This window comes from Tsukamurella sp. TY48, assembly GCF_019656655.1.
Lineage (GTDB): Bacteria > Actinomycetota > Actinomycetes > Mycobacteriales > Mycobacteriaceae > Tsukamurella > Tsukamurella strandjordii.
Map to the genome: position 1 here is coordinate 3177624 of NZ_BPMV01000001.1, position 26162 is coordinate 3203785.

Genomic DNA, 26162 nt, shown 5'->3' on the forward strand with positions numbered 1-26162 from the left:
CGTGGTTCGTGGGCCGCGTCGCGGCCCGTTGCCGGATGGGCGGGCGCCTACTTCTTCGGCGGAATCACCACCGTGAGGTTCGCCGCACCGTCGCTTCCGACGGTCTTCAACGCTTGCGAGAGTAGCGCGGCCACGTCGATCTGCGGCATGACGTCCGTCATCGCCTGCACCACCGGCACCAGCGGCTCGTTGATCGTGCCCAGGTTGGCCAGCAGCTTGCTGACATCGGGCGCGATCTTGAACAGGTACGGGTTGATCGACTTGGTGAGCACGTCGGGCGAGCCCGAACCCTTCATGAGGATGTCCAGCGCCTTGAGCACCTCGACGTCCTTCGTCACGAAGGTGGCGGTCGCGGGGCCGAAGGCGTTGAGCGAGGTCGGCAGCCAGGACATGTCGGACTGGTAGTTCTGCGTGTTCTCGAGCATCCGCCGGATGTTCGGCATCCGCGCCATGATGGTCTGCGCCAGGATGTTGCCCGCCGCCTCGATGTTCGGCAGCTGTCCCTGCGTGTTGCTGGTGGCCTGCGCGAGGGTGGTGGTGATGCCGCCCAGGTCGGTGGAGTTGATGCTGCCGGTGAGCCCGGCGATCAGCTTGAAGGTCTCGGGCAGCGGCAGCGGCTCCTTGACCTTCGCCGTGTCGATCACCGCGCCGTCGTTCAGGTACGGGCCGTTGAGCGAATCCGGGAGGAAGTCCACGTACGGCTCGCCGACGGCGGAGAGCTGCTCGATCTTCAGGCCGGTGGCCTGCGGGATCTTGTACTTCCCGTCGTAGCGCAGCTTGATCTCTACCTTGCCGTCGCGGCGGTCGATCGACTGCACATCGCCCACCTTCACGCCGCGCAGCAGCACCGACGAGCCCTTGAGGAGCTGGTTGGCGTCGTTGAGCTTGAGCGTGGCGGCCTTGTAATCGGTGAGCGGGCGCCAGTTCAGCACGGAGAACGCGATGTACCCGGTGCCCAGCACCATGACCAGCGCGAACGTGAGGAGACTGAAGAACGTGCTCTTTTTCACGGAACTGCTCCCACCATGCGAAGGTTCTTGATCGTCTGTTGCGCGGCCTCCGCGGTGGGGGTGCCCCCGTTGGTGCCCATCTCCTTGACGTTGACCTTCGCACCGCTGGCGAGGAACGGCAGGATCTTGTTCTTCAGCAGATCCTCGAGGTTGGCGAGATTCGCCTGCCGGCCGTTCATGTTCGGCCAGCCCGGGAACATCAGCGGCTTGATCACGCCCGCCACCACCGCGGTCGAGCTGTCCAGCAGCGGCGCGGTGAAGATCAGGGGAGCGAGCGCGTCCGACAGGCGGCTGAGCACCCGGATCGCGCCCGTGGTCAGGCTCAGCGAATCGCCGAGCCAGTTGTCCGAGGGCTTGAGCAGCGCCACCAGCAGATCGTCGTTCGAGTTCACCGTGTTCACGAGGTTGCCCACGGAGGTGATCGCCTGGCTGACGTTGTCGTTCTGGTCGCCCAGGTCGACGACGGTCTGCGAGACCGTCTTCATCAGGCCCGACAGCTGCCGCGGATCCGCGGGCAGGTTGTCGTTGATCCGCTTGAACGTGTCCTGCAGCTGCATGAGGCTGCCGCTGCCGAGGAAGTTCGCCAGGTCGCGGAGGATGTCCTCGATCTGGGTGGGCGGCTTGGTCTGCGCGAGCGGCACGGTGTCGCCCGCCTTGAGCGCGGTGCCCGGCTTGCCGGGGGTCGACTTCAGCGCCACGTAGGTGTCGCCGAGGATCGTGTCCTGCTGGAGCGTGGCGGTCACCGTGTTCGGCACCTGCACACCGTCGTTGATCTTGACGTCGACGACGGCCTTGCCCTCCTGGAGGGTCACCTTCTGCAGCCGGCCGGAGTTGACGCCGTCAAACACCACCCGCGCCTTGTCGGGCAGGTTGAGGACGTTGGAGAAGTCCAGGTGCAGCGTGTAACCGGAGCCGCCGCCGGGCTGGCCGGGGGCGGGGATCGACGACGGGTTGAACGTGCCGGCACAGCCGGTGAGCATGGCGCCGGCGGTCACCGTGGCCACGCCGACCTGCGCCACGCGCAGGGCACTCTTCTTGGTGGGGATTCGCATCAGTACGCCGCTCCCGTCGCGCGCAGGACCGTGGAGATCAGCTCCACGTTGACGTGGCCCGGGTCTGCGACGGTGCACTGTCCCGGTGCGAACCGGTTCAGGTTGTTGCAGGTCTGGGCGGGATTCTTGGACGGCACCAGAGCTGACGGCGGCCGGTAGGTGATCTTGGTGGCCAGCGTCTTCTTATCGACGCTCACTTGGAAGGCCCGGATCAGCGGCGGCAGGATGTTCAGCAGATCACCGAACTGCTTGCTGGTGGCGGCGAGCACCGTGGTGGTGGGCACCGTGATCTCCAGCAGCGGGGCGATGAACGCGCCGTACTTGTCGAAGATGGTGGACAGGGTCTTCAGCAGCGGGACCAGCTGCGGGAAGGCGCCGATACCGGTGTCCATCAGCGGCTCGCCCACGTTCTTGATCCGGAACGCGTACTTGGTGAAGAAGTCGCGCATCTCGCCCCAGTTCTGCACCAGGCCGTCCGACGCGGGCGCGAAGGCGTCGAGGATCGCCGCCACATCGCCCATGCCGGGGCCGGGGTTGCGCATCAGCTCACCGAGCTTGTTGGTGGCCTCGGAGACCTGCGGGCCGGTGCCCTGGGTGGCCTTGTTCAGCGCCGGGATCGACGCCATGGCCTTCTTGAACTCGTCGTCGCCGCCGGCCTTGGTGAGGTCGTTGACCACGTTCGAGACGGCCTGCAGCGATTCGGTGATCGACAGCGGGGTCTTGGTGTTGGTGATGCACTTGCCGGTGCCGGGCTGCCACGTGGGCCCGCCCTGGTAGGTCTCGAGCAGCTCGATGCGCCGCTGGGCCACCAGCGAATCGGCGACCGCGACCACGCCCACGTTGGTGGGCAGCTTGCGGTCGGCGGGGATCTCGAAGCCGACGCGGGTGGTGCTGCCGTTCGGCGTGATGTCGGTGATCTTGCCGATCGGGTAGCCGAACTGGGCCACGGTGTTACCCGTGTACAGGCCGACGGAGTTGTCGAGCTCGGCGCAGTACGCCTGCGTCTTCGTGGTCAGGTTCTTGATCGAGAAGCCGCCCACCACGGCCACGACGGCCACGATGACGACCAGCGCCGACATCGCGCCGCGGGAAGCGAGGAACTTACGCATCAGCAGGACACCCCCGGGGTCGGAATGCAGACGTTGGTGGCGAGGAAGGTGCGCTCCGACTGGTTCATCTGGATCGTTCCGTCGGGCGCGATCGTCTTCTGCAGGTTGGCGAGCATCTCCTTGGCGTTCTTGATCGCCGGATCGGCCTGCTTGACCAGTTCCCGGGCCTTGGCCACGAGTGCGTCGAACCGGCTCGCCAGCGGATCGACGTTGTTGAGGTACACGTTCAGCAGGGGAGCGAGGCGCTGCACCAGCTGGGTGGTGTTGGTGAGGTAGCTCTTGAAGCCCGCGAGGTTCACCTCGGCGGCCGCGAAGAACATGCTCATGTTCCGCATCAGCGACAGCAGCAGCTGTCCGTTGTTGTTCACCGTGGTGGAGTACTCGGCCATCACCTTGACGAAGTCGCCGGCCTGATCCTGCTGGCGCAGGATGTTGTCGAGCATCCGGTTGAACGTGCCGATGGTGTTGCGGATCGCCTCCGGCTGCTCCTCCAGCGCGTCGTTGAGATCGCTCATCGACTGGCGGATCGGGGTGGCCTGGAGCTTCTCGACCTTGGGCGTGGCGGCCTGGAAGGTCTCGAGCAGGCTGTAGGGCATGGTGACCCGCTCCGGCGGGATCGGCTTGCTGCCCAGATCGGCCGTGCCCATGGGGTTGAGCGCCATGTAGTAGCCGCCGACGGTGGTGAGCATCTTCATCGAGACGGTGGTGGCGTCACCGAGGAAGATGTCGTTGTCGACGCGGAACTTCACGCGCACACGGTCGTCGAGGAGCTCGACATCGGAGACCTTGCCGACGCTGATGCCGGCGACGCGGACGTCCACGCCGCTCTGCACGGCCTGCGCCTCCTTGAAGTCGGCGGCGTACTCCTTGGTGCCGGGCTGGAAGACGAACAGGTAGCCGGCGATGGCGAGGATGATGATCGTGGCGACCGCGCCGAAGATGCCCCAGTTCAACTGGTTCCGGCGTTCCTGCGTCGCCGTCGGCATCGGCCGGTTGAAGAGGTTCACTTTGCGTTGCATACCGTCACCTTCTGACCCGCGACGAACAGATTCATCATGCCGGGCAGCTTCGCCTGACCGTTGGTGCACTTGAGCGAGACGGCACCGTTGGCCTCCGGGCGGGTGCCCTCGTTGAGCAGCTGGACGATGCCCGGGAGGGTGGCCAGCGCATTGACCGCCTGCTCGGCGAGCGGCATCGCGTTGCTCACGATCGCATCGAGCGGGGGGTTCTCGTTCGGGGTGAGGCCGAGCGCGGCGAGCAGCGCGTTGGTGCGGCTGACCACGCCGGAGGTCTTGTCCGACCACTCGCGCATCGAGTCCACGTTGCTCGCCAGCGTGCGCGCGAACAGTTCGAGCTCGGTGATCACCTTGGTCAGGCCGGGGGAGGCGCCGCCGATGGTCTGCGAGATGGAGCCGAGGTTCGTGATCAGCTGGGTGAGCACGCGCTGGCGGTCGTTGGTGACCGTCATCAGCTTGTCCAGCGAGCCCAGCAGCGGGCCGAGGCCGTCGCCGTTGCCCTGGATCACCGCGAGCACCGACTGCGACAGATGGTTGATGTCGTCGGCGTTGAGCGTGGACAGCACGGGCTTGAGGCCGACGAAGACCGTGGTGATGTCGAACGAGGACTGCGTCTGCTTCTCGTCGATGGTCGAACCGGCCTGCACCACGGGCGCGGTGCTCTTGGCGTTGGTCTGGACCTCGAGGAACCGGGAGCCGGTGAGGTTCTGGTACCGGATGGCGAGGATGTCGTCGGCGCGGAACTTGCGGTCGCGCTGCACGGTGAACGAGACCGCCGCGTTCGACAGGCGGTGATCCGAGGACTGCTTGACCGCGACATCGGTCACCTTGCCCACCTGCACACCGAGCATGCGCACATCGTCACCCACCTTGAGGCCGGAGACGTCCTTGAAATCGGCGTGGAAGGTGTCGAGTTTACCCGCCGGCGGACGCGTGAGCGCCTGCATGATGAGCACCAGGATCAGGATCATCAGGGCCGCGAAGACCACGATCTTGATGGCCGTTGACTTTATGGACTTCATGCTCGGGTCAGCTCCCTGGCTTCGGGGTCGGGGTGCTCGTGGTCGGCTTCGCCGCGGGGCGGCCGGGTGCCGGCGTCGCCTTCGGATCGGCGGGCTTGGCATCGGGCTTGGCGCCCGGCGTCGGCGGCACGTAGGTGAACGTGGGGGCCGGCGGCAGGGCGGCACCGATCGCGGGGAAGTCGACGGACAGGCGCACGTTGAGGACCGGGCCGTTCGGGGTGTTCGGCATGGCCTTGCGCACGTTGTCGAGCAACTGGCCGATCTGGATGCCGACGCCGGTGGCGCTTCCGTTCGGGAAGGCGTTGAGCAGCGGCTGCATGAGGTTCACCAGCATAGGGGTCGCGATCTGCAGGCCGTTCAGGGCCTTCGGATCGAGGATCTTCTGCAGGGCGGCGCTGAGGCTGTCCTTGTTGTTGGTGATCGCGTCGAGCGTGGCCGTGCCCTGGTTGACCCAGCCCTTGTCGTGGATCGGCGCGAAGTTGAACAGGGTCCGGATCGCGGGGAGCACCTGACCGATCGAGGAGTCCGCGCTCATCAGCGTCTGCGTGACCAGCGGGAAGGTCTGCGCGGTGCTCAGCCGCTGGGTGTCCTGCACCGCCTGCGCGACATTGCCGAGGGCGGTGAACAGCGGGAGCATCGCCTTCGACGAGGCGTCGAAGTTCAGCAGGATCGAGCTCATGTTCGGCCGCAGGGCGTCGTTGTTGACGTCGCCGATGGTGACGATCATGTTCGAGACGGTGTTGTCGGTGATCTGCTTGGTGGGCGCGATCGTCGACCCCGCCTTGAGGGCGCCGCCGCCGTCGCGCGGCGTGAGGATGACCTCGGAGACGCCGAACAGGTTGCCCGCCGAGAACGCGGCCTCGAGGTTGTTGGTCAGCGACTCGCCGTCGGCCGACTTCATGGTGACGGTGACGCCCTGCTGGCCGTTGGAGACGGCCTTGACGTCGGTCACCTCGCCCACCTGCACGCCCTGGATGCGCACGGGCGCACCGTCGACGATGCCGGCGGCCACGGACGGTGTGCGCAGCGTGAACGAGAACTCGTCCTTGGGCCACAAAGCCTGGGCGATCCACACGATGAGCGCGATCACCAGGATGACGGCGGCGGCGATCAGGCCTCGGCGCCGCAGTACGGACCGGTCGATCGACATTCCGGGAACGGAGACGACTCCCATAGCTTTTACCCCTTGAAGTAGACCGGGGAGCTGAAGCCCCACAGCGCGACGGTCATGACGAGGTTGAGGATGACGACGGCGACGAGGCTGGCGCGGATCGCGCGCCCGGATGCCGTGCCCACGCCCTCGGGTCCGCCGGAGGCGAAGAAGCCCTGGTAGCAGTGAATGATGATCACCGCGACGAGGAAGACGGCCACCTTGATCACGGAGAAGAAGATGTCGGAGGCACTGACGAACTGGCTGAAGTAGTGCTGGTACGTGCCCGTGGGCATCCCGTACACCGTGGTCACCATCCAGGCACAGGAGAGCCAGGACAGGATCAGCGTGATCAGGTACACGGGGATCACGGCCACCAGCCCCGCGAGGACGCGGGTGGTCACGACGAAGGACACCGAGCGCAGGCCGAGCGACTCGAGCGCGTCGATCTCCTCGTTGATGCGCATCGCGCCGATCTCGGCGGTCATGCGGCAGCCGGCCTGCGCGGCGAAGCCGACGCCGGCGAGCAGGGGAGCGAACTCGCGGGTGTTGGCGAAGCTGGCCGCGACGGCCGTCAGCGGGCCCATGCCCAGCATGTTGAGGATCGCGAAACCCTGCACGGCGACGATCGCGCCCACCGTGATGCCGAGCACCGCCAGCACCGGCGCGGTACCGCCGCCGACCACGAGAGCGCCACGGCCCCAAGTGATATCGGTGAGGATGTACATGATCTGCGAGCGGTAGTGCTTGATCGCGTGCGGCACCGTGCGGATGACCTCGGCGATGAACGAGACCACGTGGCCCAGCGAATCGAAGCCGGTCCAGGCCTTACCCGAGCTGCCGAACAGGTTGTAGAACCAGCGTGTGCCCCTGGGGCGGTAAATCGTTGCCATCGGTCAGCCCACCTGCGTCCGGAATGAAATGGGTTGCGTCCCAGTCGTGTCAGTCATCGGTCAGCCCACCTGCATCGGGAAGAACATCGTGGTGATCTGCGTGATGAGCAGGTTCACCGCGAAGATGACGACGAAGGACAGGACCACCGTGGCGTTCACGCCGTCGGCCACGCCGCGCGAGCCGCCCTTGGCCTCGAGGCCGCGCTGGCAGCCGATGATCGCGATGATCGTGCCGAAGATGACGGACTTCACCAGCGAGATCCACACGTCGATCGGGTGGGCGAAGGAGCCGAAGGACAGCCAGTAGGCGCCGGGGGTCACGCCCTGGCCGCCGACCGCCACCAGGTAGCCGGCGATGGTGCCCACGCCGATGATGAGGAGGTTCAGCAGCGGCGAGACGATCCACGCGGCGAGCAGGCGCGGCACGACGAGGCGGTTGATGGGGTTGATGCCCATCACGCGCATGGCGTCGGTCTCTTCGCGGATGGTGCGGGCGCCGAGGTCGGCGGCGATGGCCGAGGCGCCGGCGCCGGCGAGCAGCAGGCCCGTCGCGATGGGCGCGCCCTGTGCGATGACGGCCAGGCCACCCGCGGCGCCCGACAGGGAGTCGGCGCCGAGCTGGTGGATGATGTTGCCGACCTGGATCGAGATGACGATGCCGAAGGGGATCGCGATGAGGATGCCGGGGAAGGCGGTGACGCCGATCATGTACCAGGTCTGGTACAGCGTTTCCTTCCACTGCAGGCGTCCGCGGGCGATGTCGCTGACCATGGAGACCAGGGTCAGGACCAGCATCCGCACGGCGCGGCCCATGGTGCGGATCGAGTCGACGACCGTGCTGGAGAAGTTCTTACTGATGATGGACCAATACGAAGGCCGCTTGGTGGCCCCCGCACTCCCCGCAACGGTTTCCGTCACTGCGTCCGTCCCCTCTCGACAGTGGCCGAATTGTGACCCGAATGACACGCACTCGGGTGTATGACCGAGCACACTATATCGGTCAGCAGGGCGATGTGCGGCATTGGCCTGCTTCGCGGGGGCCGAAGTTACTGACGAGTAGAGCGAATTCCGCTCTAGGCTGCGAAGACGCTGTTTTCTCAGGTCAACCGGGGTGGCGATGTTCTTTTATCGCAAACCGACGGCCCGGCGAAGCCGCCGGCCTCGGCGGTGCGAGTACATTCGCACGCGTGCACATCGAGGCGGCGGGCGGAGCGGTCATCGGGACCGGCGGCGCTGGAATCCCGATGCGGGAATTGCTGGTAGTGGGATTGACTGCTGCGGTTGTCACATTCTTCGCCACGTCCCTCGTGCGCGTCCTCGCCACTCGCTTCGGAGCCGTCGCGGTGCCGCGTACCCGCGATGTCCACGTGGTGCCCACGCCGCGGCTCGGGGGAGTGGGCATCTACATCGGGATGGCGCTCGGCATCTTCGTGGCCGCACAGCTGCCCGCGCTCACCCGCGGCTTCGTCTACTCCCGCGATGTGATCGCGGTGGTCGTGGCGGGCGGCGTCATCGTGCTGGTCGGCGTCATCGACGACCGCTGGGGCATCGACGCGCTCACCAAACTCGTGGGCCAGATCTTCGCGGCCGGCGTGCTCGTGGTGATGGGGGTGTCCTGGAACGTCATCTACAACCCCATCGCGAACACCACCGTGGTGCTCGGCCAGCTCGAGGCCGGCCTGCTCACGGTGCTGCTCACCGTGGCCACCATCAACGCCCTCAACTTCATCGACGGGCTCGACGGTCTGCTGGCGGGCGTCGCGGCGATCGCCGCGCTCTCGATCCTGGTGTTCTCGCTCGGCCTGATGCTCGACTCGGGGGGCGACGCACCGTCGTATCCGCCCGCGATGATCGCCGCCGCCCTGTTCGGTGCGTGCATGGGATTCCTGCCGCACAACTTCCAGCCCGCCCGCATCTTCATGGGCGACTCGGGCTCGATGCTGCTGGGGCTCACTCTCGCGGCGGCCTCGACCTCGGCCACGGGGCGGATCTCCGCCAACGCCTACGGCGCGACCGATATGTTCACGCTTCTCCTGCCGCTGCTGCTCGCGGTGGCGGTGATGTTCGTGCCCATGCTCGACCTGCTGTTGGCGGTGGTGCGCCGCACGCGCGCCGGTGTCCATCCGTTCACCGCCGACAAGATGCATCTGCATCACCGGCTGCTGCAGCTGGGACACAGCCAGCGGCGGGTGGTGGTGGTCATCTACCTGTGGGTGGGTGTGTTGGGCCTGAGTGCCGCGGCCTCCACGCTGCTGCCGCCCACGCTCGTCGCGCCACTGTTCGGGGCCGGGCTGTTGAGTGCGCTGGTGTTCACCGTGGTGCCGCGAATCGTGCCGAGGCTCCGCGAACGCTATTCCGAAACGCGGAGGTCAAGCGCCTCATCCGGAGTCGATACCCGGTTATAAAGTACGACCGTTATGTAGTACTATCGGTTGTAGTTGATCGGTGAGATCGAGCGACGGGCCCCGTGTGGGGAGCGTCCCTACTTCTTGGTAGAGTCTCAGCGAATCACAAAGAATTCGTGATGTGACCCATGTCGCGGATTCGGCAGACGCCGCCGGTCGCAGCGCCCTGATCAGGGCCGCGCCCCAGACCCCGAAGGAGGGGACATGACGACGCCAGCCCCCTCCGTTGACGAGGCACAGCAGCGGCCTGTCGGCGTGAGCATGATCAATCCCATCGTCATCATGGTCGGTCTGACCGTGGTCGCCGGTGGCATCGGTACCGCCCTCGGGCATCCCTGGTTCGCCGCCTGGTTCCTGGTCGGCGGTCTGTTGGCCGTGCTCAATGCGAAGCTCGCCGTTCTCAAGGTGGCCACGGTCACCGCCGAGGACGAGCCCCGCAAGACTCCGGTCGCCGTCAACTCGATGGTGCGCCTCGGCGTGGTCTCGGTCATCGCGATCGTGATCGCCTACTTCTTCCGGCCCGATGGGCTGGGCGTGATCTTCGGCCTCGCGGTCGGTCAGATCGTCCTCGTCCTGAACACCGTCATTCCCGTTCTGAAAGGGCTTCGCCAGCAGTCATGAACACGATTCAGCTAGCCGAGGGTGGCGGCGGTATCAACGTCGCCCACTACAAGGCGATCGAGATCTTCGGGATCACCTTCCACTGGGACACCGTCCTCGCCACGGCCATCGCGGCCACGATCGTCCTCATCCTGGCGTTCATCCTCAAGGCGAAGGTCACCTCGACCGGCGTGCCGAGCGGTGTGCAGCTGTTCTGGGAGGCCATCACCATTCAGCTCCGCGGGCAGATCGAGTCCGCGATCGGCATGCGCGTCGCTCCCTTCCTGCTGCCGCTGGCCATCGCGCTGTTCACGCTGATCCTGGCCGCCAACTGGCTGGCCGTGCTGCCGCAGCAGTACACCGGCCCGGACGGTAAGCCCGCTGAGATCTTCCTGCCCCCGGCCGCCGACGTGAGCTTCGTGTACGCGCTCGTGCTGGTCGTCTACATCGGCTACCACGCCGCCGGTTTCCGCACCCACGGCGCGCTCGGCTACCCGGCGAAGGTGGTCCGGGGCCACGCGATCGGCCTGGCGCCGATCAACGTGATCGAGGAGCTCGTCTCCAAGCCGCTCTCGCTGGCCCTGCGACTGTTCGGCAACGTCTTCGCCGGCACCGTCATGGTCGCGGTCATCGCGATGCTGCCGGCCTACGTGCTGTGGTTCCCGAACTCCCTGTGGAAGTCCTTCGAGCTCTTCGTCGGCCTCATCCAGGCGTTCATCTTCTCGCTGCTGACCATCCTGTACTTCTCCACTGCCATGGAGAAGACGGACCACCACTGACTTGTCGTGGCCCGCACCGGGCCACGGCTGCATAGACCCTGGTAGGCCGACTACCAGAAACCGAAAGGGAAAAGATAAATGGATCCGAACATCGCGCAGGGTGCCCTCATCGGCGGCGGCCTGATCATGGGTGGCGGCGCCATCGGCGCCGGTATCGGTAACGGTCTCGCCGGTTCCCAGCTCGTCGCCGGCATCGCGCGGCAGCCGGAGGCCCAGGGCCGCCTGATGACCCCGTTCTTCATCACTGTTGGTCTGGTCGAGGCCGCGTACTTCATCAACCTGGCCTTCATGGCTCTGTTCGTCTTCGCGAACCCCCTCGGCTGATTCCATTCCAGAGAAACGGGACTGACGTCATGCAGCTCGCTGCGGATAACTTTCTACTCCCCACAACGGGAACCTTCTTTGCGTGCCTGATCATCTTCCTGATCGTGCTCGCGGTGATCTGGTTCTTCGTGGCCCCTTCGATTCAGCAGGTCCTGGATGATCGCGAGAAGATGATCAACCAGACCGCGAACGACGGTCGCGCGGCGGCCAAGGGGTTCGAGGACGCCGAGGCCGAGTACCGCGCGGGGCTCGCCTCCGCTCGGGGCGAGGCCGGCAGCATCCGCGACGAGGCGCGCGCCACCGGCCGCGCTTCGATGGAGGAGCAGAAGCAGCGGGCCAGCGCCGAGGCGGATGCGATCACGCGCGAGAAGACCGAGCAGCTGCGCGCCGCGGGCGATTCCGCGGCCGCGGCGGCACGGACCGATCTCGCTCCGCTCTCGGCGTCGTTGGCGAGCCGCGTGCTCGGCTTCGACGTGACGCAGGACCCGGCCCTCAAGACGAAGCTGGATGAGATCTCGAACCAGAAGGTGGTGAAGAACTAGATGGGCGTATTGATCGGTAACCTCATCGCTTTCGCGGTCATCCTCTTCGTCCTGTGGAAGTACGTCGTCCCCGTGGTGAAGCGACTCATGAAGGAGCGCCAGGACACCGTCCGCGCGCAGCTGGAGGAGTCGCGCACCGCGCAGGAGAAGCTGTCGCAGGCCGGCCAGGCCGGCGATCGCGCCCGTGAGGACGCGGCCCGCGAGGGCAGCCAGATCCGCGACGAGGCCCGCGGCGACGCGGACGCCATCCGCGAGGAGCTGCGCCTCCAGACTGAGCGCGAGGTCGCCCGGATCGGCGAGCACGGCCAGGGCCAGGTCTCGCTGAACCGCAGCAACCTCGTGCGCGGCTACCGTGCCGAGCTCGGCACCGAGGCCGTCGACGTGGCCGGACAGCTCGTCCGCAGCCACCTCGCCGACCCCGCCAACCAGTCCGCATCGGTCGACCGCTCGCTCACCGAGCTCGAGTCGATGACCCAGGGCGCCGACGAGGTGCGCGTGACCGAGGCCGACCGCATCGGCACCCGTTCGCTGCGCGCCGCCAGCCGCGACGCGCTGCGTCAGCTGGCCGCCGGCTTCGATCAGCGCACCGCCTCCGTCGAGGAGGCCGCGCTGGCCAAGGTCGCCGACGATCTGGCCGATGTGGTGAACGTGCTCAACGAGCAGCCGGTGCTGCGCAAGCACCTCGCCGAGTCGGCGGAGGCCCCCGAGGCGAAGCGTCAGCTGGTCTCGAACCTGTTCGGCGGCAAGATCAGCGACGAGGCCGCGGCCTTCGTCCAGGACGCCGCCGCGTCCAAGTGGTCCTCGCCCGCCGACTTCGTGACCGCGATCGAGCGCCAGGCCCGCGTGGCCGTGCTGCTCGGCGCCGAGCGTGCCGGCAAGCTCGACGAGACCGAGGACGAGCTGTTCCGCGCGGGACGCATCCTCGAGAGCGAGCCGAAGCTCACCGCCGCACTGTCCGACACCCGGGCACCTGCAGCCGCGCGGATCGCACTGCTGGACAAGGTCTTCGGCGGCAAGGTGAATCCGTTCACCCAGGCGCTGCTGCGCCAGACGGTGCGGCTGGTGCGCGTCGGACGCGTGGACGCCGCCGTGGCGTCGATCGCCGAGCTGGCCGCCGCCCGGCGCGGCGAGTCGGTCGCGGTGGTCGAATCGGCCGTCGCGCTCACCGATGCCCAGCGGACCCGCACCGCGGACCTGCTGGCCCGCATCTACCAGCGCAAGATCGCGGTGCAGACCGAGGTCGTCCCCGAGCTCCTGGGCGGCCTGCGCATCACGGTGGGCAACGAGGTCATCGAGGCCGACATCGCGTCGCGGCTCGACAAGGCCGCCGAGCAGCTGCCCCGTTAACACACACAAACTTCCACCCAGAACACAAAAGAGGGAAACGAGTACTCATGGCTGAGTTGACGATCTCAACCGACGACGTCAAGGGCGCGATCGAGCAGTACGTCTCGACGTTCGAGGCCGACGCCTCCCGCGAGGAGATCGGCACCGTCTCCGATACCGCCGACGGCATCGCCCACGTGACGGGTCTGCCCGGCGCGATGGCGAATGAGCTGCTCGAGTTCCCCGGTGGGGTGCTCGGCGTGGCCCTGAACCTCGACGAGGACGAGATCGGCGCCGTCATCCTCGGTAACTACGAGTCGCTCGAGGAGGGCCAGCAGGTCCGCCGCACCGGCGACGTGCTGTCCGTGCCCGTGGGCGACAAGTTCCTGGGCCGCGTGGTGAACCCGCTGGGTCAGCCGATCGACGGCCTGGGCGACATCGAGGCCGAGGAGCAGCGCGTCCTCGAGCTGCAGGCCGCCACCGTGCTCGAGCGCCAGCCCGTGGAGGAGTCGCTCGCCACCGGCATCAAGGCCATCGACGCCATGACCGCCATCGGCCGCGGCCAGCGCCAGCTGGTGATCGGCGACCGCAAGACCGGCAAGACCGCCGTCTGCGTCGACACGATCCTCAACCAGAAGGCGAACTGGGAGACCGGCGACCCGACCAAGCAGGTCCGCTGCATCTACGTCGCCATCGGTCAGAAGGGCTCGACGATCGCCGGCGTGAAGGCCGCGCTCGACGAGGCCGGCGCCATGGAGTACACCACCATCGTGGCCGCTCCCGCGTCCGACTCGGCCGGCTTCAAGTGGCTCGCCCCGTACACCGGCTCGGCCCTCGGCCAGCACTGGATGTACCAGGGCAAGCACGTCCTCATCGTCTTCGACGACCTGTCGAAGCAGGCCGAGGCCTACCGCGCCATCTCGCTGCTGCTGCGCCGCCCGCCGGGCCGCGAGGCCTACCCGGGTGACGTCTTCTACCTGCACTCGCGCCTGCTGGAGCGTTCGGCGAAGCTGTCCGACGCCCTCGGCGGCGGTTCGATGACGGCGCTGCCGATCATCGAGACCAAGGCCAACGACGTCTCGGCGTTCATCCCGACCAACGTCATCTCGATCACCGACGGCCAGGTCTTCCTCGAGTCCGACCTGTTCAACAAGGGCGTGCGCCCCGCGATCAACGTCGGTACCTCGGTGTCCCGTGTCGGTGGCGCCGCGCAGACCAAGGGCCTGAAGAAGGTCTCGGGCTCGCTGCGTCTGGAGCTGGCCCAGTTCCGTGAGCTGGAGGCCTTCTCGGCCTTCGCCTCGGACCTCGACGACGCCTCGAAGGCGCAGCTGGCCCGTGGCGCCCGCTGGGTCGAGCTGCTCAAGCAGGACCAGTACAGCCCCGTCTCCGTCGAGGACGAGATCGTCTCGATCTACCTCTGCGGTGAGGGCTTCTACGACTCGGTGCCGGTCGACGACGTCCGTCGCTTCGACGCCGAGCTGCTGAGCCACCTGCACCACGCCGCCTCGGGCGTGTACGAGTCCATCGCGGGCGGCAAGGTGCTCGAGAAGGACCAGGCCAAGATCCTCGAGGCCGAGACCGACAAGTTCAAGCAGAGCTTCCTCGCCTCCGACGGTTCGCGCGTGGTGAACGAGGCGGACGCGGACGCCCTCCCCGCCGAGGACGTCGAGCAGGAGACGATCAAGGTCAAGCGCAATGGCTAGTATCCGAGAGCTGCGCTCGCGGATCCGGTCGGTCAACTCGACCAAGAAGATCACCAAGGCGCAGGAGCTGATCGCGACCTCGCGGATCACCAAGGCGCAGGCGCGAGTGGCGGCCGCCAAGCCCTACTCCGAGGAGATGACCGCGGTCCTCTCCGAGCTCGCCAGCAAGTCGGGTTCGCTCGATCACCCGCTGCTGACCGAGCGCCCGAAGGCCAAGCGCGCCGCGATCCTCGTGGTGAGCTCGGACCGCGGCATGTGCGGCGGCTACAACTCGAACGTGTTGCGTGAGACGCGCGAGCTCATCGAGCTGCTGAAGTCGGAGGGCAAGGAGCCCGTCCTGTACACCATGGGACAGAAGGGGCTCGACTACTTCACATTCCGCGGCCAGCAGGTCGCCGGATCGTGGACCGGTTTCTCGCAGCAGCCGCACCACACGGACGCGGTCGCCGCGACCGAGACGCTGGTGAAGCTCTTCGAGGCCGGCTCGGACGAGTACGTGACGATCGACGGCACGGAGACGCACGGCGTCGACGAGCTGCACATCGTGTACACGCGCTTCGTGTCGATGCTCTCGCAGACCCCCGAGGTTCGCCGGATGGCGCCCCTCGTGGTCGAGGAGGCCGACGACACGGCGACCGACGACGGTCCGGAGCGGAACTTCACCTTCGAGCCGGGTGCGGACACGCTGCTGTCGGCCCTGCTGCCGAAGTACATCGCCACCCGCGTCTTCGCGGCCCTGCTCGACTCCGCGGCGTCCGAGAACGCCGCGCGTCGTACGGCCATGAAGGCGGCCACCGACAACGCCAACGATCTGGCTGTCTCGCTCTCCCGTGAGGCCAACCAGCTCCGTCAGGCGCAGATCACCCAGGAAATCAGCGAAATCGTCGGTGGCGCCGGCGCCCTCGCAAACTAAGAAACGGGATTAGAAAGTATGACTACAGCTACCCAGCCCGCGTCGGCGGGCACCGCTGCGGCCACCGGTCGCGTGACGCGGGTCATCGGCCCCGTCGTCGACATCGAGTTCCCGCGCGGCGCCGTTCCCGACCTGTTCAACGCCCTGCACGCGGAGATCACCCTCCCGTCCGTGGCCAAGACGCTGACCCTCGAGGTCGCGCAGCACCTGGGCGACAACCTGGTGCGCGCCATCTCGATGCAGCCCACCGACGGCCTGGTCCGCGGCACCGACGTCACCGACTCGGGCTTCCCGATCCGCGTGCCCGTCGGCGATGTCGTCAAGGGCCACGTCTTCAACGCCCTCGGCGACTGCCTGGACACCCCCGGACTCGGCCGTGACGGCGAGCAGTGGGGCATCCACCGCAAGCCCCCGGCCTTCGATCAGCTCGAGGGTAAGACCGAGATCCTGGAGACGGGCATCAAGGTCATCGACCTGCTGACCCCGTACGTCAAGGGCGGCAAGATCGGTCTGTTCGGTGGTGCCGGCGTCGGCAAGACCGTTCTGATCCAGGAGATGATCACCCGTATCGCGCGCGAGTTCTCGGGCACCTCGGTGTTCGCGGGCGTCGGCGAGCGTACTCGTGAGGGCACCGACCTCCACCTCGAGATGGAGGAGATGGGCGTTCTTCAGGACACCGCCTTGGTGTTCGGTCAGATGGACGAGCCGCCGGGCACGCGTATGCGCGTCGCCCTCTCGGCCCTGACCATGGCCGAGTACTTCCGCGATGTCCAGCACCAGGACGTGCTGCTGTTCATCGACAACATCTTCCGGTTCACGCAGGCCGGTTCCGAGGTCTCGACCCTGCTGGGTCGTATGCCTTCGGCCGTGGGTTACCAGCCGACGCTGGCGGACGAGATGGGTGAGCTCCAGGAGCGCATCACCTCGACGAAGGGCCGGTCCATCACGTCGCTGCAGGCCATCTACGTGCCCGCCGACGACTACACCGACCCGGCGCCGGCCACCACCTTCGCGCACCTCGATGCGACCACCGAGCTCTCGCGTCCGATCTCGCAGCTGGGTATCTACCCCGCCGTGGATCCGCTGACGTCGACCTCGCGCATCCTCGAGGCCTCGATCGTGGGCGACAACCACTTCCGCGTGGCCAACGAGGTCAAGCGCATCCTTCAGAAGTACAAGGAGCTGCAGGACATCATCGCCATCCTCGGTATGGATGAGCTCTCGGAAGAGGACAAGGTCACGGTGCAGCGCGCTCGCCGTATCCAGAAGTTCCTCGGCCAGAACTTCATCGTCGCCGAGAAGTTCACCGGCGAGAAGGGCTCGGTCGTGCCGCTGGCCGACACCATCGAGGCCTTCGACCGCGTGTGCAAGGGCGAGTTCGATCACCTGCCCGAGCAGGCGTTCAACAGCTGTGGTGGTCTCGACGACGTCGAGGCGGCCGCGAAGAAGATCGCCGGGAAGTGACCTTCAATTGGCTGACACGGCATTTCAGGTAGAGGTCGTCTCCGTCGAGGAGCGGCTGTGGTCGGGCGAGGCGAGCTACGTCATCGCCCAGACCACGGAGGGTGAGCTGGGTGTCCTGGCTCATCACGAGCCGCTGTTCGGCCAGCTCGTCCAGGGTGGCGCTGTCGCCATCCAGACGACGGCCGGCGAGCGACTCGCCGCCGCCATCCGCGGAGGGTTCCTCTCGGTGACGGGCGAGAAGGTCACGGTCCTGGCCGACGGCGCCGAGTGGGCTTCGTCGCTGGACGAGGCCACGGTGCGTCGCGAGCTGGACGCCGCGCCGGACGGGTCCGACGAGCAGGTGGTGGCGCAGGGACGGCTGCGCGCCCTCGAATACCTCGCGGGCAAGTAGAGTAGAGATAGCAGCGTGAAGCCGGTGGCCCGGTGAACGGGCCACCGGCTTTCGCGTATCCGCGGTAGAGGTGCGAAGGGTGGCGATCAGGTGGATGTGGGCGTAGCGGTCTTCGGCGCGGCTGTCCTCATCCTCGTGCTGCTCGCTGTCGGTGCGGTGATCGCGCTGCGGCTGTACAGCCTCCGCGTCGCCGGCGTCCCGATCATCCTCCGTTATCTGCCCGCGCAGCCCGAGCAGGGCTGGCGCCACGGCACCCTCCGGTACGACGATCACGAGCTGAAGTACTACCGGCTCACCAGTATTCGGCTCGGCCCCAGTTGGACCTTGCCGCGCGGCGAGACCGAGATCATCGGTCGCCGCGCACCGTCGGGCACCGAACTCGATGTGATCGATCCCGATATGGTGATCGTCCACGCGGCCACGCCCGACGGGGAGACCGAGCTCGCCTTCGCGCGGGACGGTCTGACCGCCTTCCAGTCCTGGCTCGAGTCGCGGCCGTCGCCGCGCCGCCAGCGGCTGGAGTAGGGCTCAGTCCCGCTCGCCGCCCGGCCGCCAGAGCACGTCACCGTCGGGATTGGCCACGCGGGACAGGATGAACAACAGGTCCGAGAGCCGGTTGAGGTACTTCGCCGGCAGCACCGAGACCGTCTCGCCGTGTTCGGCGACGGCTTCCCACGCCGACCGCTCCGCCCGGCGCACCACCGTGCGCGCCACGTGCAGGTAGGCGGCCAAGGGGGTACCGCCGGGCAGCACGAACGAATCCAGCTTGGGGAGATCGGCGTTGTACTCGTCGCACCAGCCCTCGAGCCGCTCGATGTAATCGGGCGTCACCCGCAGGGGCGGGTATTCGGGGTCGTCGACGATCGGGTTGGACAGGTCCGCGCCCACGTCGAACAGGTCGTTCTGGATCCGGAGCAGGACCGTGGCCAACTCCGGTGGGGGAGCGCCGACGGTGACCGCCACCCCCAGGGCGGCGTTCGCCTCGTCGCAATCGGCGTACGCCCGCAGGCGCGCATCGGACTTCGGAACCCGGGAGAAGTCGCCGAGACCGGTGGTCCCGTCGTCTCCGGTCCGGGTGTAGATCCGGGTGAGGTGTACCGCCATAGGTCCAGGGTATCGCCGCGGCGACGGGACGCGGCTCGTCGCGGTGAGATGTGTCCGTTCGCCGCAGTGCCCTAGGGTGAGGGCCGTGGGTGAGAAGTTTCTAGTGCATGGCGGAGCCCGGTTGACCGGCGAGGTCACCGTGGGCGGCGCGAAGAACAGCGTCCTCAAACTGATGGCGGCGGCGTTGCTCGCGGAGGGCACGTCGGTGCTCACCAATTGCCCCGAGATCCTGGACGTGCCCCTGATGGCGGACGTCCTGCGCGGTCTCGGTGCGGAGGTGGAGCTCGACGGGGACACGGCGCGCATCACCACGCCGGCCGTGCTCAATCACCGCGCGGACTTCGACGCGGTCAAGCAGTTCCGCGCCTCGGTGTGCGTGCTGGGTCCGCTGATGGCGCGCGAGCACCGCGCCGTGGTGGCGCTCCCGGGTGGCGACGCGATCGGATCGCGCCCCCTGGACATGCACCAGTCCGGGTTGCGCGCCCTCGGTGCGACGAGCTCGATCGAGCACGGATGTGTTGTGGCTCAGGCAGATTCGCTGACCGGTGCGGAGATCACCCTGGAGTTCCCCTCGGTGGGGGCCACGGAGAACATCCTCATGGCGGCGGTTCTCGCCAGCGGTCTCACGGTGATCAGCAATGTGGCCCGCGAGCCGGAGATCGTGGATCTGTGCACGATGCTGGTGCAGATGGGTGCCGATATCGAGGGGATCGGGACCGACACCCTGATGGTGCGGGGAGTGGAGAAGCTGCACCCCACGGAGCACCGGGTGATCGGCGACCGCATCGTGGCGGCCACGTGGGGATTCGCCGCGGTGATGACCCGCGGCGACATCACGGTGAACGGGATCGCCCCCGACACCCTGGGTGTCGTCCTGCAGAAGCTGCAGGACGCCGGCGCCACGGTCACCGAGCGTGCCGACGGTTTCCGCATCGCCTCGCCCGAGCGTCCGCACGCCGTGAACGTGGCGACCCTCCCGTTCCCGGGATTCCCGACCGACCTGCAGCCGATGGCCATCGGCATGGCGTGCGTCGCGGACGGCACGTCGATGATCACCGAGAACGTCTTCGAGGCGCGGTTCCGTTTCGTCGAGGAGATGGTGCGGCTGGGTGCGGATGCCCGCACCGACGGTCATCACGCCGTGATCAGGGGAGTGGAGCAGCTCTCGAGCGCACCCGTCTGGTCGACCGACATCCGTGCCGGCGTGGGCCTGGTGCTGGCGGGCCTGTGCGCCGACGGGGTGACCGAGGTGCACGACGTCTTCCACATCGACCGCGGATATCCGAACTTCGTGGGGGTGCTGACCGCGCTGGGCGGACGGATCGAGCGGGTTTCCTGACTCGATAGCCCCTGCGGGCGCGGAACAGCGCGGATGACGCGCATGTTTCCCACCCCTGACCTGCCGATTTGTGTACTGCGCTCGATGTGTGTAACTTATTTCAAGTCAGCGCGCCACGGCGCCGCCCGGAGGGCCCACCGAGACCAGCTTCTAGCTGGGATTTCGAAGCCGCCACCGGATGTCGGAAACCGGGACTGATCGGAAACGATCATCGCGCTGGCCAACACGGAAGAGAACCTACGAACTCGAACGCGCTTCACGGCGGGTTCGTGAGGCTCTCCCATGTGGTGCGGCGGACTCAGACCGAGTCCGGCCGCAGCCCGCCGGAAGGCGAGTTGCGGACGAGAATCCGGTCTGCTAAGCTAGAACGGTTGCTCCGAGCAGCCCGCCTTGACAGGCGGAGAGCGAGGATGTAACCTGGAACGGTTGCCTGCGAAGGTATCCAATCCGCCAAAAACACTACGAATTCTTCGGGATTCGTTGGGCGGTGCGGGCCGCGTTGGGCGTGTTCTTTGAGAACTCAACAGTGTGTCGATGAATTGTCAGTGCCAAATTTTTTGGCACGCATGGAACAACGTTTCTGTTGTTTTGTGTTGTGGCTTTTCTCGTTTATTTCTTTGCGAGATATATTTTTGAAGACATTGATTTTGTCAGTGTTTTCGTTTTGTTCAGGATTTCCTGATTATGCTGAAACATTTTGTGTTTCTAGTGTTTTTTATGGAGAGTTTGATCCTGGCTCAGGACGAACGCTGGCGGCGTGCTTAACACATGCAAGTCGAACGGTAAGGCCCCTTTCGGGGGTACACGAGTGGCGAACGGGTGAGTAACACGTGGGTGACCTGCCCTGTACTTCGGGATAAGCCTGGGAAACTGGGTCTAATACCGGATATGACCTTCTCCTGCATGGGGGGTTGGTGGAAAGCTTTTTGCGGTACAGGATGGGCCCGCGGCCTATCAGCTTGTTGGTGGGGGTAATGGCCTACCAAGGCGACGACGGGTAGCCGGCCTGAGAGGGCGACCGGCCACACTGGGACTGAGACACGGCCCAGACTCCTACGGGAGGCAGCAGTGGGGAATATTGCACAATGGGCGCAAGCCTGATGCAGCGACGCCGCGTGAGGGATGACGGCCTTCGGGTTGTAAACCTCTTTCAGTAGGGACGAAGCGCAAGTGACGGTACCTACAGAAGAAGCACCGGCCAACTACGTGCCAGCAGCCGCGGTAATACGTAGGGTGCAAGCGTTGTCCGGAATTACTGGGCGTAAAGAGCTCGTAGGCGGTTTGTCACGTCGTCTGTGAAAACCCGAGGCTTAACCTCGGGCCTGCAGGCGATACGGGCAGACTTGAGTACTGTAGGGGAGACTGGAATTCCTGGTGTAGCGGTGGAATGCGCAGATATCAGGAGGAACACCGGTGGCGAAGGCGGGTCTCTGGGCAGTAACTGACGCTGAGGAGCGAAAGCGTGGGTAGCGAACAGGATTAGATACCCTGGTAGTCCACGCCGTAAACGGTGGGTACTAGGTGTGGGTTTCCTTCCACGGGATCCGTGCCGTAGCTAACGCATTAAGTACCCCGCCTGGGGAGTACGGCCGCAAGGCTAAAACTCAAAGGAATTGACGGGGGCCCGCACAAGCGGCGGAGCATGTGGATTAATTCGATGCAACGCGAAGAACCTTACCTGGGTTTGACATATAGAGGATCGCCGGAGAGATTCGGTTTGCCTTGTGCCTTCTATACAGGTGGTGCATGGCTGTCGTCAGCTCGTGTCGTGAGATGTTGGGTTAAGTCCCGCAACGAGCGCAACCCTTGTCTCATGTTGCCAGCACGTAATGGTGGGGACTCGTGAGAGACTGCCGGGGTCAACTCGGAGGAAGGTGGGGATGACGTCAAGTCATCATGCCCCTTATGTCCAGGGCTTCACACATGCTACAATGGCGCGTACAGAGGGCTGCGATACCGTGAGGTGGAGCGAATCCCTTAAAGCGCGTCTCAGTTCGGATTGGGGTCTGCAACTCGACCCCATGAAGTCGGAGTCGCTAGTAATCGCAGATCAGCAACGCTGCGGTGAATACGTTCCCGGGCCTTGTACACACCGCCCGTCACGTCATGAAAGTCGGTAACACCCGAAGCCGGTGGCCTAACCCCCTTGTGGGAGGGAGCTGTCGAAGGTGGGATTGGCGATTGGGACGAAGTCGTAACAAGGTAGCCGTACCGGAAGGTGCGGCTGGATCACCTCCTTTCTAAGGAGCATTTAGTGCCGTTTCGAGCCCGAGTGTGGTTCGGCGGTCGCTCAATTGGGTGGAACACTGACTTTCCTTTCCTGCCTTTGGGTGGGTGGGGGTTCATCGATACACTGTTGGGTGTCTGAGAGGGCACGTTCTTCTCTTGCTGTTGCATGTCTGTGCTGACGTACTGGGCCTCGTTTGTGGGGTGTGGGTTGGTGGCGGTGTGATGGTGTGTGTTGTTTGAGAATTGTATAGTGGACGCGAGCATCAACTTCTGTTCCAGTTTTCTGGTTCAGTGGTTTTTGTTTCTGTAATTTTACATGTTTCTGTGTAAGCATTTTGTTTGTGTTTTTTTGGCGCTTTGATGTCATGAGGGCGCAGCGAGCATGCGTTGTTGTGTGTTTGGTGTGTGTTTTGTGTGTTGTAAGTGTCTAAGGGCGCACGGTGGATGCCTTGGCGCAAGGAGCCGATGAAGGACGTGGGAGGCTGCGATATGCCTCGGGGAGCTGTCAACCGAGCTGTGATCCGAGGATTTCCGAATGGGGAAACCCAGCACCAGTCATGTGGTGTTACCTGCCGCTGAATATATAGGCGGTGTGGAGGGAACGAGGGGAAGTGAAACATCTCAGTACCCTCAGGAAGAGAAAACAATAGTGATTCCGTGAGTAGTGGCGAGCGAAAGCGGATGAGGCTAAACCATGCACATGTGATACCGGGTAGGGGTTGTGTGTGTGGTGTTGTGGGGTTCATCTTTCCAGTTCTACCTGGCTGGACGACAGTAAGAAATCATCATGTTAGGTGAAGTGGCCTGGAATGGTCTGCCGGAGAGGGTGAGAGTCCTGTAACCGAAAACGTGGTGACTGTTGTGATGGATTCCCGAGTAGCAGCGGGCCCGTGAAATCCGCTGTGAATCTGCCGAGACCACTCGGTAAGCCTAAATACTACCTTGCGACCGATAGCGGACTAGTACCGTGAGGGAAAGGTGAAAAGTACCCCGGGAGGGGAGTGAAATAGTACCTGAAACCGTGTGCTTACAATCCGTCAGAGCCCTCGTTGTGGGGTGATGGCGTGCCTTTTGAAGAATGAGCCTGCGAGTCAGTGCTCGGTGGCGAGGTTAACCCGTTGTGGGGTAGCCGTAGCGAAAGCGAGTCCGAATAGGGCGTTTGAGTCGCCGGGTCTGGACCCGAAGCGGAGTGATCTACCCATGGCCAGGGTGAAGCAGCAGTAAGATGTTGTGGAGGCCCGAACCCACTTAGGTTGAAAACTGAGGGGATGAGCTGTGGGTAGGGGTGAAAGGCCAATCAAACTCCGTGATAGCTGGTTCTCCCCGAAATGCATTTAGGTGCAGCGTCACGTGTTTCTTGCCGGAGGTAGAGCTACTGGATGGCCGATGGGCCCTCACAGGTTACTGACGTCAGCCAAACTCCGAATGCCGGTAAGTGAGAACGTGGCAGTGAGACTGCGGGGGATAAGCTTCGTAGTCGAGAGGGAAACAGCCCAGATCGCCGGCTAAGGCCCCTAAGCGTGTACTAAGTGGAAAAGGATGTCCGGTCGCGAAGACAACCAGGAGGTTGGCTTAGAAGCAGCCACCCTTGAAAGAGTGCGTAATAGCTCACTGGTCTAGTGGCTGGGCGCCGACAATGTAGCGGGGCTCAAGTACACCGCCGAAGCCGCGGCACTCACAGTTTTGACTGTGGGTGGGTAGGGGAGCGTCGTGCAGCCGTAGAAGCAGCAGGGTGACCTAGTTGTGGAGGCTGCGCGAGTGAGAATGCAGGCATGAGTAGCGAATGGCAAGTGAGAAACTTGTCCTCCGGATGACCAAGGGTTCCTGGGCTAGGTTAATCCTCCCAGGGTGAGTCGGGACCTAAGGCGAGGCCGACAGGCGTAGTCGATGGACAACGGGTTGATATTCCCGTACCCGTGTCAGATCGCCCCTGATGAATCAGTTGTACTAACCGTCCTGAAGCTCATCGATCACCTTCGGGTGACATTTGAGTGGATGCACGGGACCTCGGCTGGTAGTAGTCAAGCGATGGGGTGACGCAGGAAGGTAGTGGGGCCAGTCAGTGGTTGTACTGGTGTAAGCCTGTAGGGCGAGATCTAGGCAAATCCGGATCTCATTGAGCCTGAGAGGTGATGCGTAGCCGTTGCGGCGAATTCCATGATCCTATGCTGCCGAGAAAAGCCTCTAGCGAGATCTGATGTGGCCCGTACCCCAAACCAACACAGGTGGTCAGGTAGAGAATACCAAGGAGATCGAGAGAACTGTGGTTAAGGAACTCGGCAAAATGCCCCCGTAACTTCGGGAGAAGGGGGACCTCGCATGGTGACCGGATTTACTCCGTGAGCTGTGTGGGGTCGCAGAGACCAGAGAGAAGCGACTGTTTACTAAAAACACAGGTCCATGCGAAGTCGTAAGACGATGTATATGGACTGACGCCTGCCCGGTGCTGGAAGGTTAAGAGGACCGGTTAGCCGTAAGGCGAAGCTGAGAATTTAAGCCCCAGTAAACGGCGGTGGTAACTATAACCATCCTAAGGTAGCGAAATTCCTTGTCGGGTAAGTTCCGACCTGCACGAATGGCGTAACGACTTCTCTGCTGTCTCAACCACAGACTCGGCGAAATTGCAGTACGAGTAAAGATGCTCGTTACGCGCGGCAGGGACGAAAAAGACCCCGGGACCTTCACTATAGCTTGGTATTGGTGTTCGGTTCGGTTTGTGTAGGATAGGTGGGAGACTGTGAAGCGGGCACGCCAGTGTTCGTGGAGTCGTTGTTGAAATACCACTCTGATCGTATTGGATACCTTAACCTCGGACCATGATCTGGTTCAGGGACAGTGCCTGGTGGGTAGTTTAACTGGGGCGGTTGCCTCCCAAAATGTAACGGAGGCGCCCAAAGGTTCCCTCAGCCTGGTTGGCAATCAGGTGTTGAGTGCAAGTGCACAAGGGAGCTTGACTGTGAGACTGACAGGTCGAGCAGGGACGAAAGTCGGGACTAGTGATCCGGCACCGGCAAGTGGAAGCGGTGTCGCTCAACGGATAAAAGGTACCCCGGGGATAACAGGCTGATCTTCCCCAAGAGTCCATATCGACGGGATGGTTTGGCACCTCGATGTCGGCTCGTCGCATCCTGGGGCTGGAGTAGGTCCCAAGGGTTGGGCTGTTCGCCCATTAAAGCGGCACGCGAGCTGGGTTTAGAACGTCGTGAGACAGTTCGGTCTCTATCCGCCGCGCGCGTTAGAAACTTGAGGAAGGCTGTCCCTAGTACGAGAGGACCGGGACGGACGAACCTCTGGTGTGCCAGTTGTTCCACCAGGAGCACGGCTGGTTGGCTACGTTCGGAAGGGATAACCGCTGAAAGCATCTAAGCGGGAAGCCTGTTCCAAGATTAGGTTTCTCACCACCTTGAGTGGGTAAGACCCCCTACAGACTATGGGGTTGATAGGCCAGAACTGGAAGCGCAGTAATGCGTGTAGGTGACTGGTACTAATCGGTCGAGGACTTACCACACACATAACATTCGCCAAAACGAACACGTGTGTGCTAACAAGAGCATGTAACAATGAAGAATCCAGCCGCTTCGACGGTTGGGTCGCGTCCACTATGCAATGTCTGAGACAGCACACGACTGTGTGTTTGTTTCGCAGTGTTACGGCGGCCATAGCGGAGGGGAAACGCCCGGCTCCATTCCGAACCCGGAAGCTAAGCCCTCCAGCGCCGATGGTACTGCACTCGTGAGGGTGTGGGAGAGTAGGACACCGCCGGACTAAAATTAGATACAGGATGAAAGCCC

At 64.5% G+C, this 26162-nt stretch carries 21 protein-coding genes and 3 rRNA genes; 15 read left to right on the plus strand and 9 right to left on the minus strand.

The features are described 5' to 3' along the window. Nucleotides 1-47: 47 nt before the first annotated feature. The 8 genes from TTY48_RS15645 to TTY48_RS15680 are packed head-to-tail and all read right to left on the minus strand — an operon-like array spanning nt 48 to nt 8170. Nucleotides 48-1010, minus strand: a complete 963-nt coding sequence (locus TTY48_RS15645) for an MlaD family protein (RefSeq protein WP_220658360.1) — start codon at nt 1008-1010, stop codon at nt 48-50. After that, entirely contained in the window at nt 1007-2062 is a 1056-nt protein-coding gene (locus TTY48_RS15650; protein ID WP_220658361.1) for an MlaD family protein, read from the minus strand. Before TTY48_RS15650 ends, TTY48_RS15645 begins: the two co-directional genes overlap by 4 nt. Then, a complete protein-coding gene (locus TTY48_RS15655) occupies nt 2062-3171 on the minus strand; it encodes an MlaD family protein (protein ID WP_220658362.1) in 1110 nt (369 codons plus the stop codon). Before TTY48_RS15655 ends, TTY48_RS15650 begins: the two co-directional genes overlap by 1 nt. Further along, nucleotides 3171-4190: an MlaD family protein gene (locus TTY48_RS15660; RefSeq protein ID WP_220658363.1), complete on the minus strand. Its 1020-nt coding sequence runs from the start codon at nt 4188-4190 to the stop codon at nt 3171-3173. Before TTY48_RS15660 ends, TTY48_RS15655 begins: the two co-directional genes overlap by 1 nt. Beyond that, nucleotides 4175-5209 carry an MlaD family protein gene (locus TTY48_RS15665; RefSeq protein WP_220658364.1) on the minus strand — a complete coding sequence of 345 codons (1035 nt, stop codon included), beginning with the start codon at nt 5207-5209 and terminating at the stop codon, nt 4175-4177. Before TTY48_RS15665 ends, TTY48_RS15660 begins: the two co-directional genes overlap by 16 nt. 7 nt (nt 5210-5216) lie before the next feature. After that, complete coding sequence (locus tag TTY48_RS15670; RefSeq protein ID WP_220658365.1) at nt 5217-6383, minus strand: MlaD family protein; 1167 nt, start codon at nt 6381-6383, stop codon at nt 5217-5219. A gap of 5 nt (nt 6384-6388) precedes the next feature. After that, the gene (locus TTY48_RS15675) at nt 6389-7252 is read right to left on the minus strand and encodes an ABC transporter permease (RefSeq protein ID WP_220658366.1); all 864 of its coding nucleotides are present in this window, start codon (nt 7250-7252) and stop codon (nt 6389-6391) included. 60 nt (nt 7253-7312) lie between these two features. Then, nucleotides 7313-8170, minus strand: coding sequence for an ABC transporter permease (locus TTY48_RS15680; protein WP_220658367.1), 858 nt, complete (start codon nt 8168-8170; stop codon nt 7313-7315). Nucleotides 8171-8496: 326 nt separating this feature from the next. On the opposite strand from TTY48_RS15680, the gene TTY48_RS15685 reads away from it, so the two are divergent. The 11 genes from TTY48_RS15685 to TTY48_RS15735 all read left to right on the plus strand — a co-directional run bounded on the left by TTY48_RS15685 (nt 8497) and on the right by TTY48_RS15735 (nt 18224). Next, entirely contained in the window at nt 8497-9657 is a 1161-nt protein-coding gene (locus TTY48_RS15685; RefSeq protein WP_255585773.1) for an MraY family glycosyltransferase, read from the plus strand. A 204-nt stretch (nt 9658-9861) separates the two neighbouring features. Next, nucleotides 9862-10278, plus strand: coding sequence for an ATP synthase subunit I (locus tag TTY48_RS15690; protein WP_220658369.1), 417 nt, complete (start codon nt 9862-9864; stop codon nt 10276-10278). Continuing rightward, nucleotides 10275-11036: a F0F1 ATP synthase subunit A gene (atpB, locus tag TTY48_RS15695; RefSeq protein ID WP_220658370.1), complete on the plus strand. Its 762-nt coding sequence runs from the start codon at nt 10275-10277 to the stop codon at nt 11034-11036. Before TTY48_RS15690 ends, atpB begins: the two co-directional genes overlap by 4 nt. A 78-nt stretch (nt 11037-11114) precedes the next feature. Then, a complete protein-coding gene (locus tag TTY48_RS15700) occupies nt 11115-11360 on the plus strand; it encodes a F0F1 ATP synthase subunit C (RefSeq protein ID WP_220658371.1) in 246 nt (81 codons plus the stop codon). Nucleotides 11361-11389: 29 nt separating this feature from the next. Next, on the plus strand, nt 11390-11902 hold the full coding sequence (locus TTY48_RS15705) for a F0F1 ATP synthase subunit B (RefSeq protein WP_220658372.1): 513 nt from the start codon (nt 11390-11392) through the stop codon (nt 11900-11902). Continuing rightward, nucleotides 11903-13249 (plus strand): F0F1 ATP synthase subunit B/delta, encoded by a 1347-nt coding sequence (locus TTY48_RS15710; RefSeq protein ID WP_220658373.1) that lies wholly within the window; start codon nt 11903-11905, stop codon nt 13247-13249. Nucleotides 13250-13296: 47 nt separating this feature from the next. Continuing rightward, nucleotides 13297-14931: a F0F1 ATP synthase subunit alpha gene (atpA, locus tag TTY48_RS15715; RefSeq protein ID WP_220658374.1), complete on the plus strand. Its 1635-nt coding sequence runs from the start codon at nt 13297-13299 to the stop codon at nt 14929-14931. Further along, on the plus strand, nt 14924-15844 hold the full coding sequence (locus TTY48_RS15720) for a F0F1 ATP synthase subunit gamma (protein ID WP_220658375.1): 921 nt from the start codon (nt 14924-14926) through the stop codon (nt 15842-15844). Before atpA ends, TTY48_RS15720 begins: the two co-directional genes overlap by 8 nt. Before the next feature lie 18 nt (nt 15845-15862). Continuing rightward, the gene (gene atpD, locus TTY48_RS15725; RefSeq protein WP_220658376.1) at nt 15863-17308 is read left to right on the plus strand and encodes a F0F1 ATP synthase subunit beta; all 1446 of its coding nucleotides are present in this window, start codon (nt 15863-15865) and stop codon (nt 17306-17308) included. A 7-nt stretch (nt 17309-17315) separates the two neighbouring features. Then, complete coding sequence (locus TTY48_RS15730) at nt 17316-17699, plus strand: F0F1 ATP synthase subunit epsilon (protein WP_220658377.1); 384 nt, start codon at nt 17316-17318, stop codon at nt 17697-17699. A gap of 90 nt (nt 17700-17789) precedes the next feature. Beyond that, entirely contained in the window at nt 17790-18224 is a 435-nt protein-coding gene (locus TTY48_RS15735) for a DUF2550 domain-containing protein (protein ID WP_255585700.1), read from the plus strand. A 3-nt stretch (nt 18225-18227) separates the two neighbouring features. Here TTY48_RS15735 and TTY48_RS15740 read toward each other — a convergent pair whose 3' ends face one another. Beyond that, nucleotides 18228-18803, minus strand: a complete 576-nt coding sequence (locus TTY48_RS15740) for a cob(I)yrinic acid a,c-diamide adenosyltransferase (protein WP_220658378.1) — start codon at nt 18801-18803, stop codon at nt 18228-18230. An 85-nt stretch (nt 18804-18888) separates the two neighbouring features. Between TTY48_RS15740 and murA the strand changes: the two genes are divergently transcribed. From murA to rrf, 4 genes are all read left to right on the plus strand, one after another. After that, complete coding sequence (murA, locus tag TTY48_RS15745; protein ID WP_220658379.1) at nt 18889-20142, plus strand: UDP-N-acetylglucosamine 1-carboxyvinyltransferase; 1254 nt, start codon at nt 18889-18891, stop codon at nt 20140-20142. 714 nt (nt 20143-20856) lie between these two features. Next, a 16S ribosomal RNA gene (locus tag TTY48_RS15750) occupies nt 20857-22382 on the plus strand. A gap of 406 nt (nt 22383-22788) precedes the next feature. After that, nucleotides 22789-25879, plus strand: a 23S ribosomal RNA gene (locus TTY48_RS15755). A 140-nt stretch (nt 25880-26019) separates the two neighbouring features. Next, nucleotides 26020-26136, plus strand: a 5S ribosomal RNA gene (rrf, locus tag TTY48_RS15760). The 16S, 23S and 5S rRNA genes sit together here, the layout of an rRNA operon. Nucleotides 26137-26162 lie beyond the last annotated feature (26 nt).

Coding starts and splice junctions, on each gene's coding strand:
- TTY48_RS15660 (WP_220658363.1), bottom strand. CDS start 4,190: ATGCAACGCAAAGTGAACCTCTTCAACCGGCCGATGCCGACGGCGACG.
- atpB (WP_220658370.1), top strand. CDS start 10,275: ATGAACACGATTCAGCTAGCCGAGGGTGGCGGCGGTATCAACGTCGCC.
- TTY48_RS15690 (WP_220658369.1), top strand. CDS start 9,862: ATGACGACGCCAGCCCCCTCCGTTGACGAGGCACAGCAGCGGCCTGTC.
- TTY48_RS15685 (WP_255585773.1), top strand. CDS start 8,497: ATGCGGGAATTGCTGGTAGTGGGATTGACTGCTGCGGTTGTCACATTC.
- TTY48_RS15655 (WP_220658362.1), bottom strand. CDS start 3,171: ATGCGTAAGTTCCTCGCTTCCCGCGGCGCGATGTCGGCGCTGGTCGTC.
- TTY48_RS15650 (WP_220658361.1), bottom strand. CDS start 2,062: ATGCGAATCCCCACCAAGAAGAGTGCCCTGCGCGTGGCGCAGGTCGGC.
- TTY48_RS15665 (WP_220658364.1), bottom strand. CDS start 5,209: ATGAAGTCCATAAAGTCAACGGCCATCAAGATCGTGGTCTTCGCGGCC.
- atpA (WP_220658374.1), top strand. CDS start 13,297: ATGGCTGAGTTGACGATCTCAACCGACGACGTCAAGGGCGCGATCGAG.
- atpD (WP_220658376.1), top strand. CDS start 15,863: ATGACTACAGCTACCCAGCCCGCGTCGGCGGGCACCGCTGCGGCCACC.
- TTY48_RS15720 (WP_220658375.1), top strand. CDS start 14,924: ATGGCTAGTATCCGAGAGCTGCGCTCGCGGATCCGGTCGGTCAACTCG.
- TTY48_RS15705 (WP_220658372.1), top strand. CDS start 11,390: ATGCAGCTCGCTGCGGATAACTTTCTACTCCCCACAACGGGAACCTTC.
- TTY48_RS15700 (WP_220658371.1), top strand. CDS start 11,115: ATGGATCCGAACATCGCGCAGGGTGCCCTCATCGGCGGCGGCCTGATC.
- TTY48_RS15675 (WP_220658366.1), bottom strand. CDS start 7,252: ATGGCAACGATTTACCGCCCCAGGGGCACACGCTGGTTCTACAACCTG.
- TTY48_RS15740 (WP_220658378.1), bottom strand. CDS start 18,803: ATGGCGGTACACCTCACCCGGATCTACACCCGGACCGGAGACGACGGG.
- TTY48_RS15670 (WP_220658365.1), bottom strand. CDS start 6,383: ATGGGAGTCGTCTCCGTTCCCGGAATGTCGATCGACCGGTCCGTACTG.
- TTY48_RS15710 (WP_220658373.1), top strand. CDS start 11,903: ATGGGCGTATTGATCGGTAACCTCATCGCTTTCGCGGTCATCCTCTTC.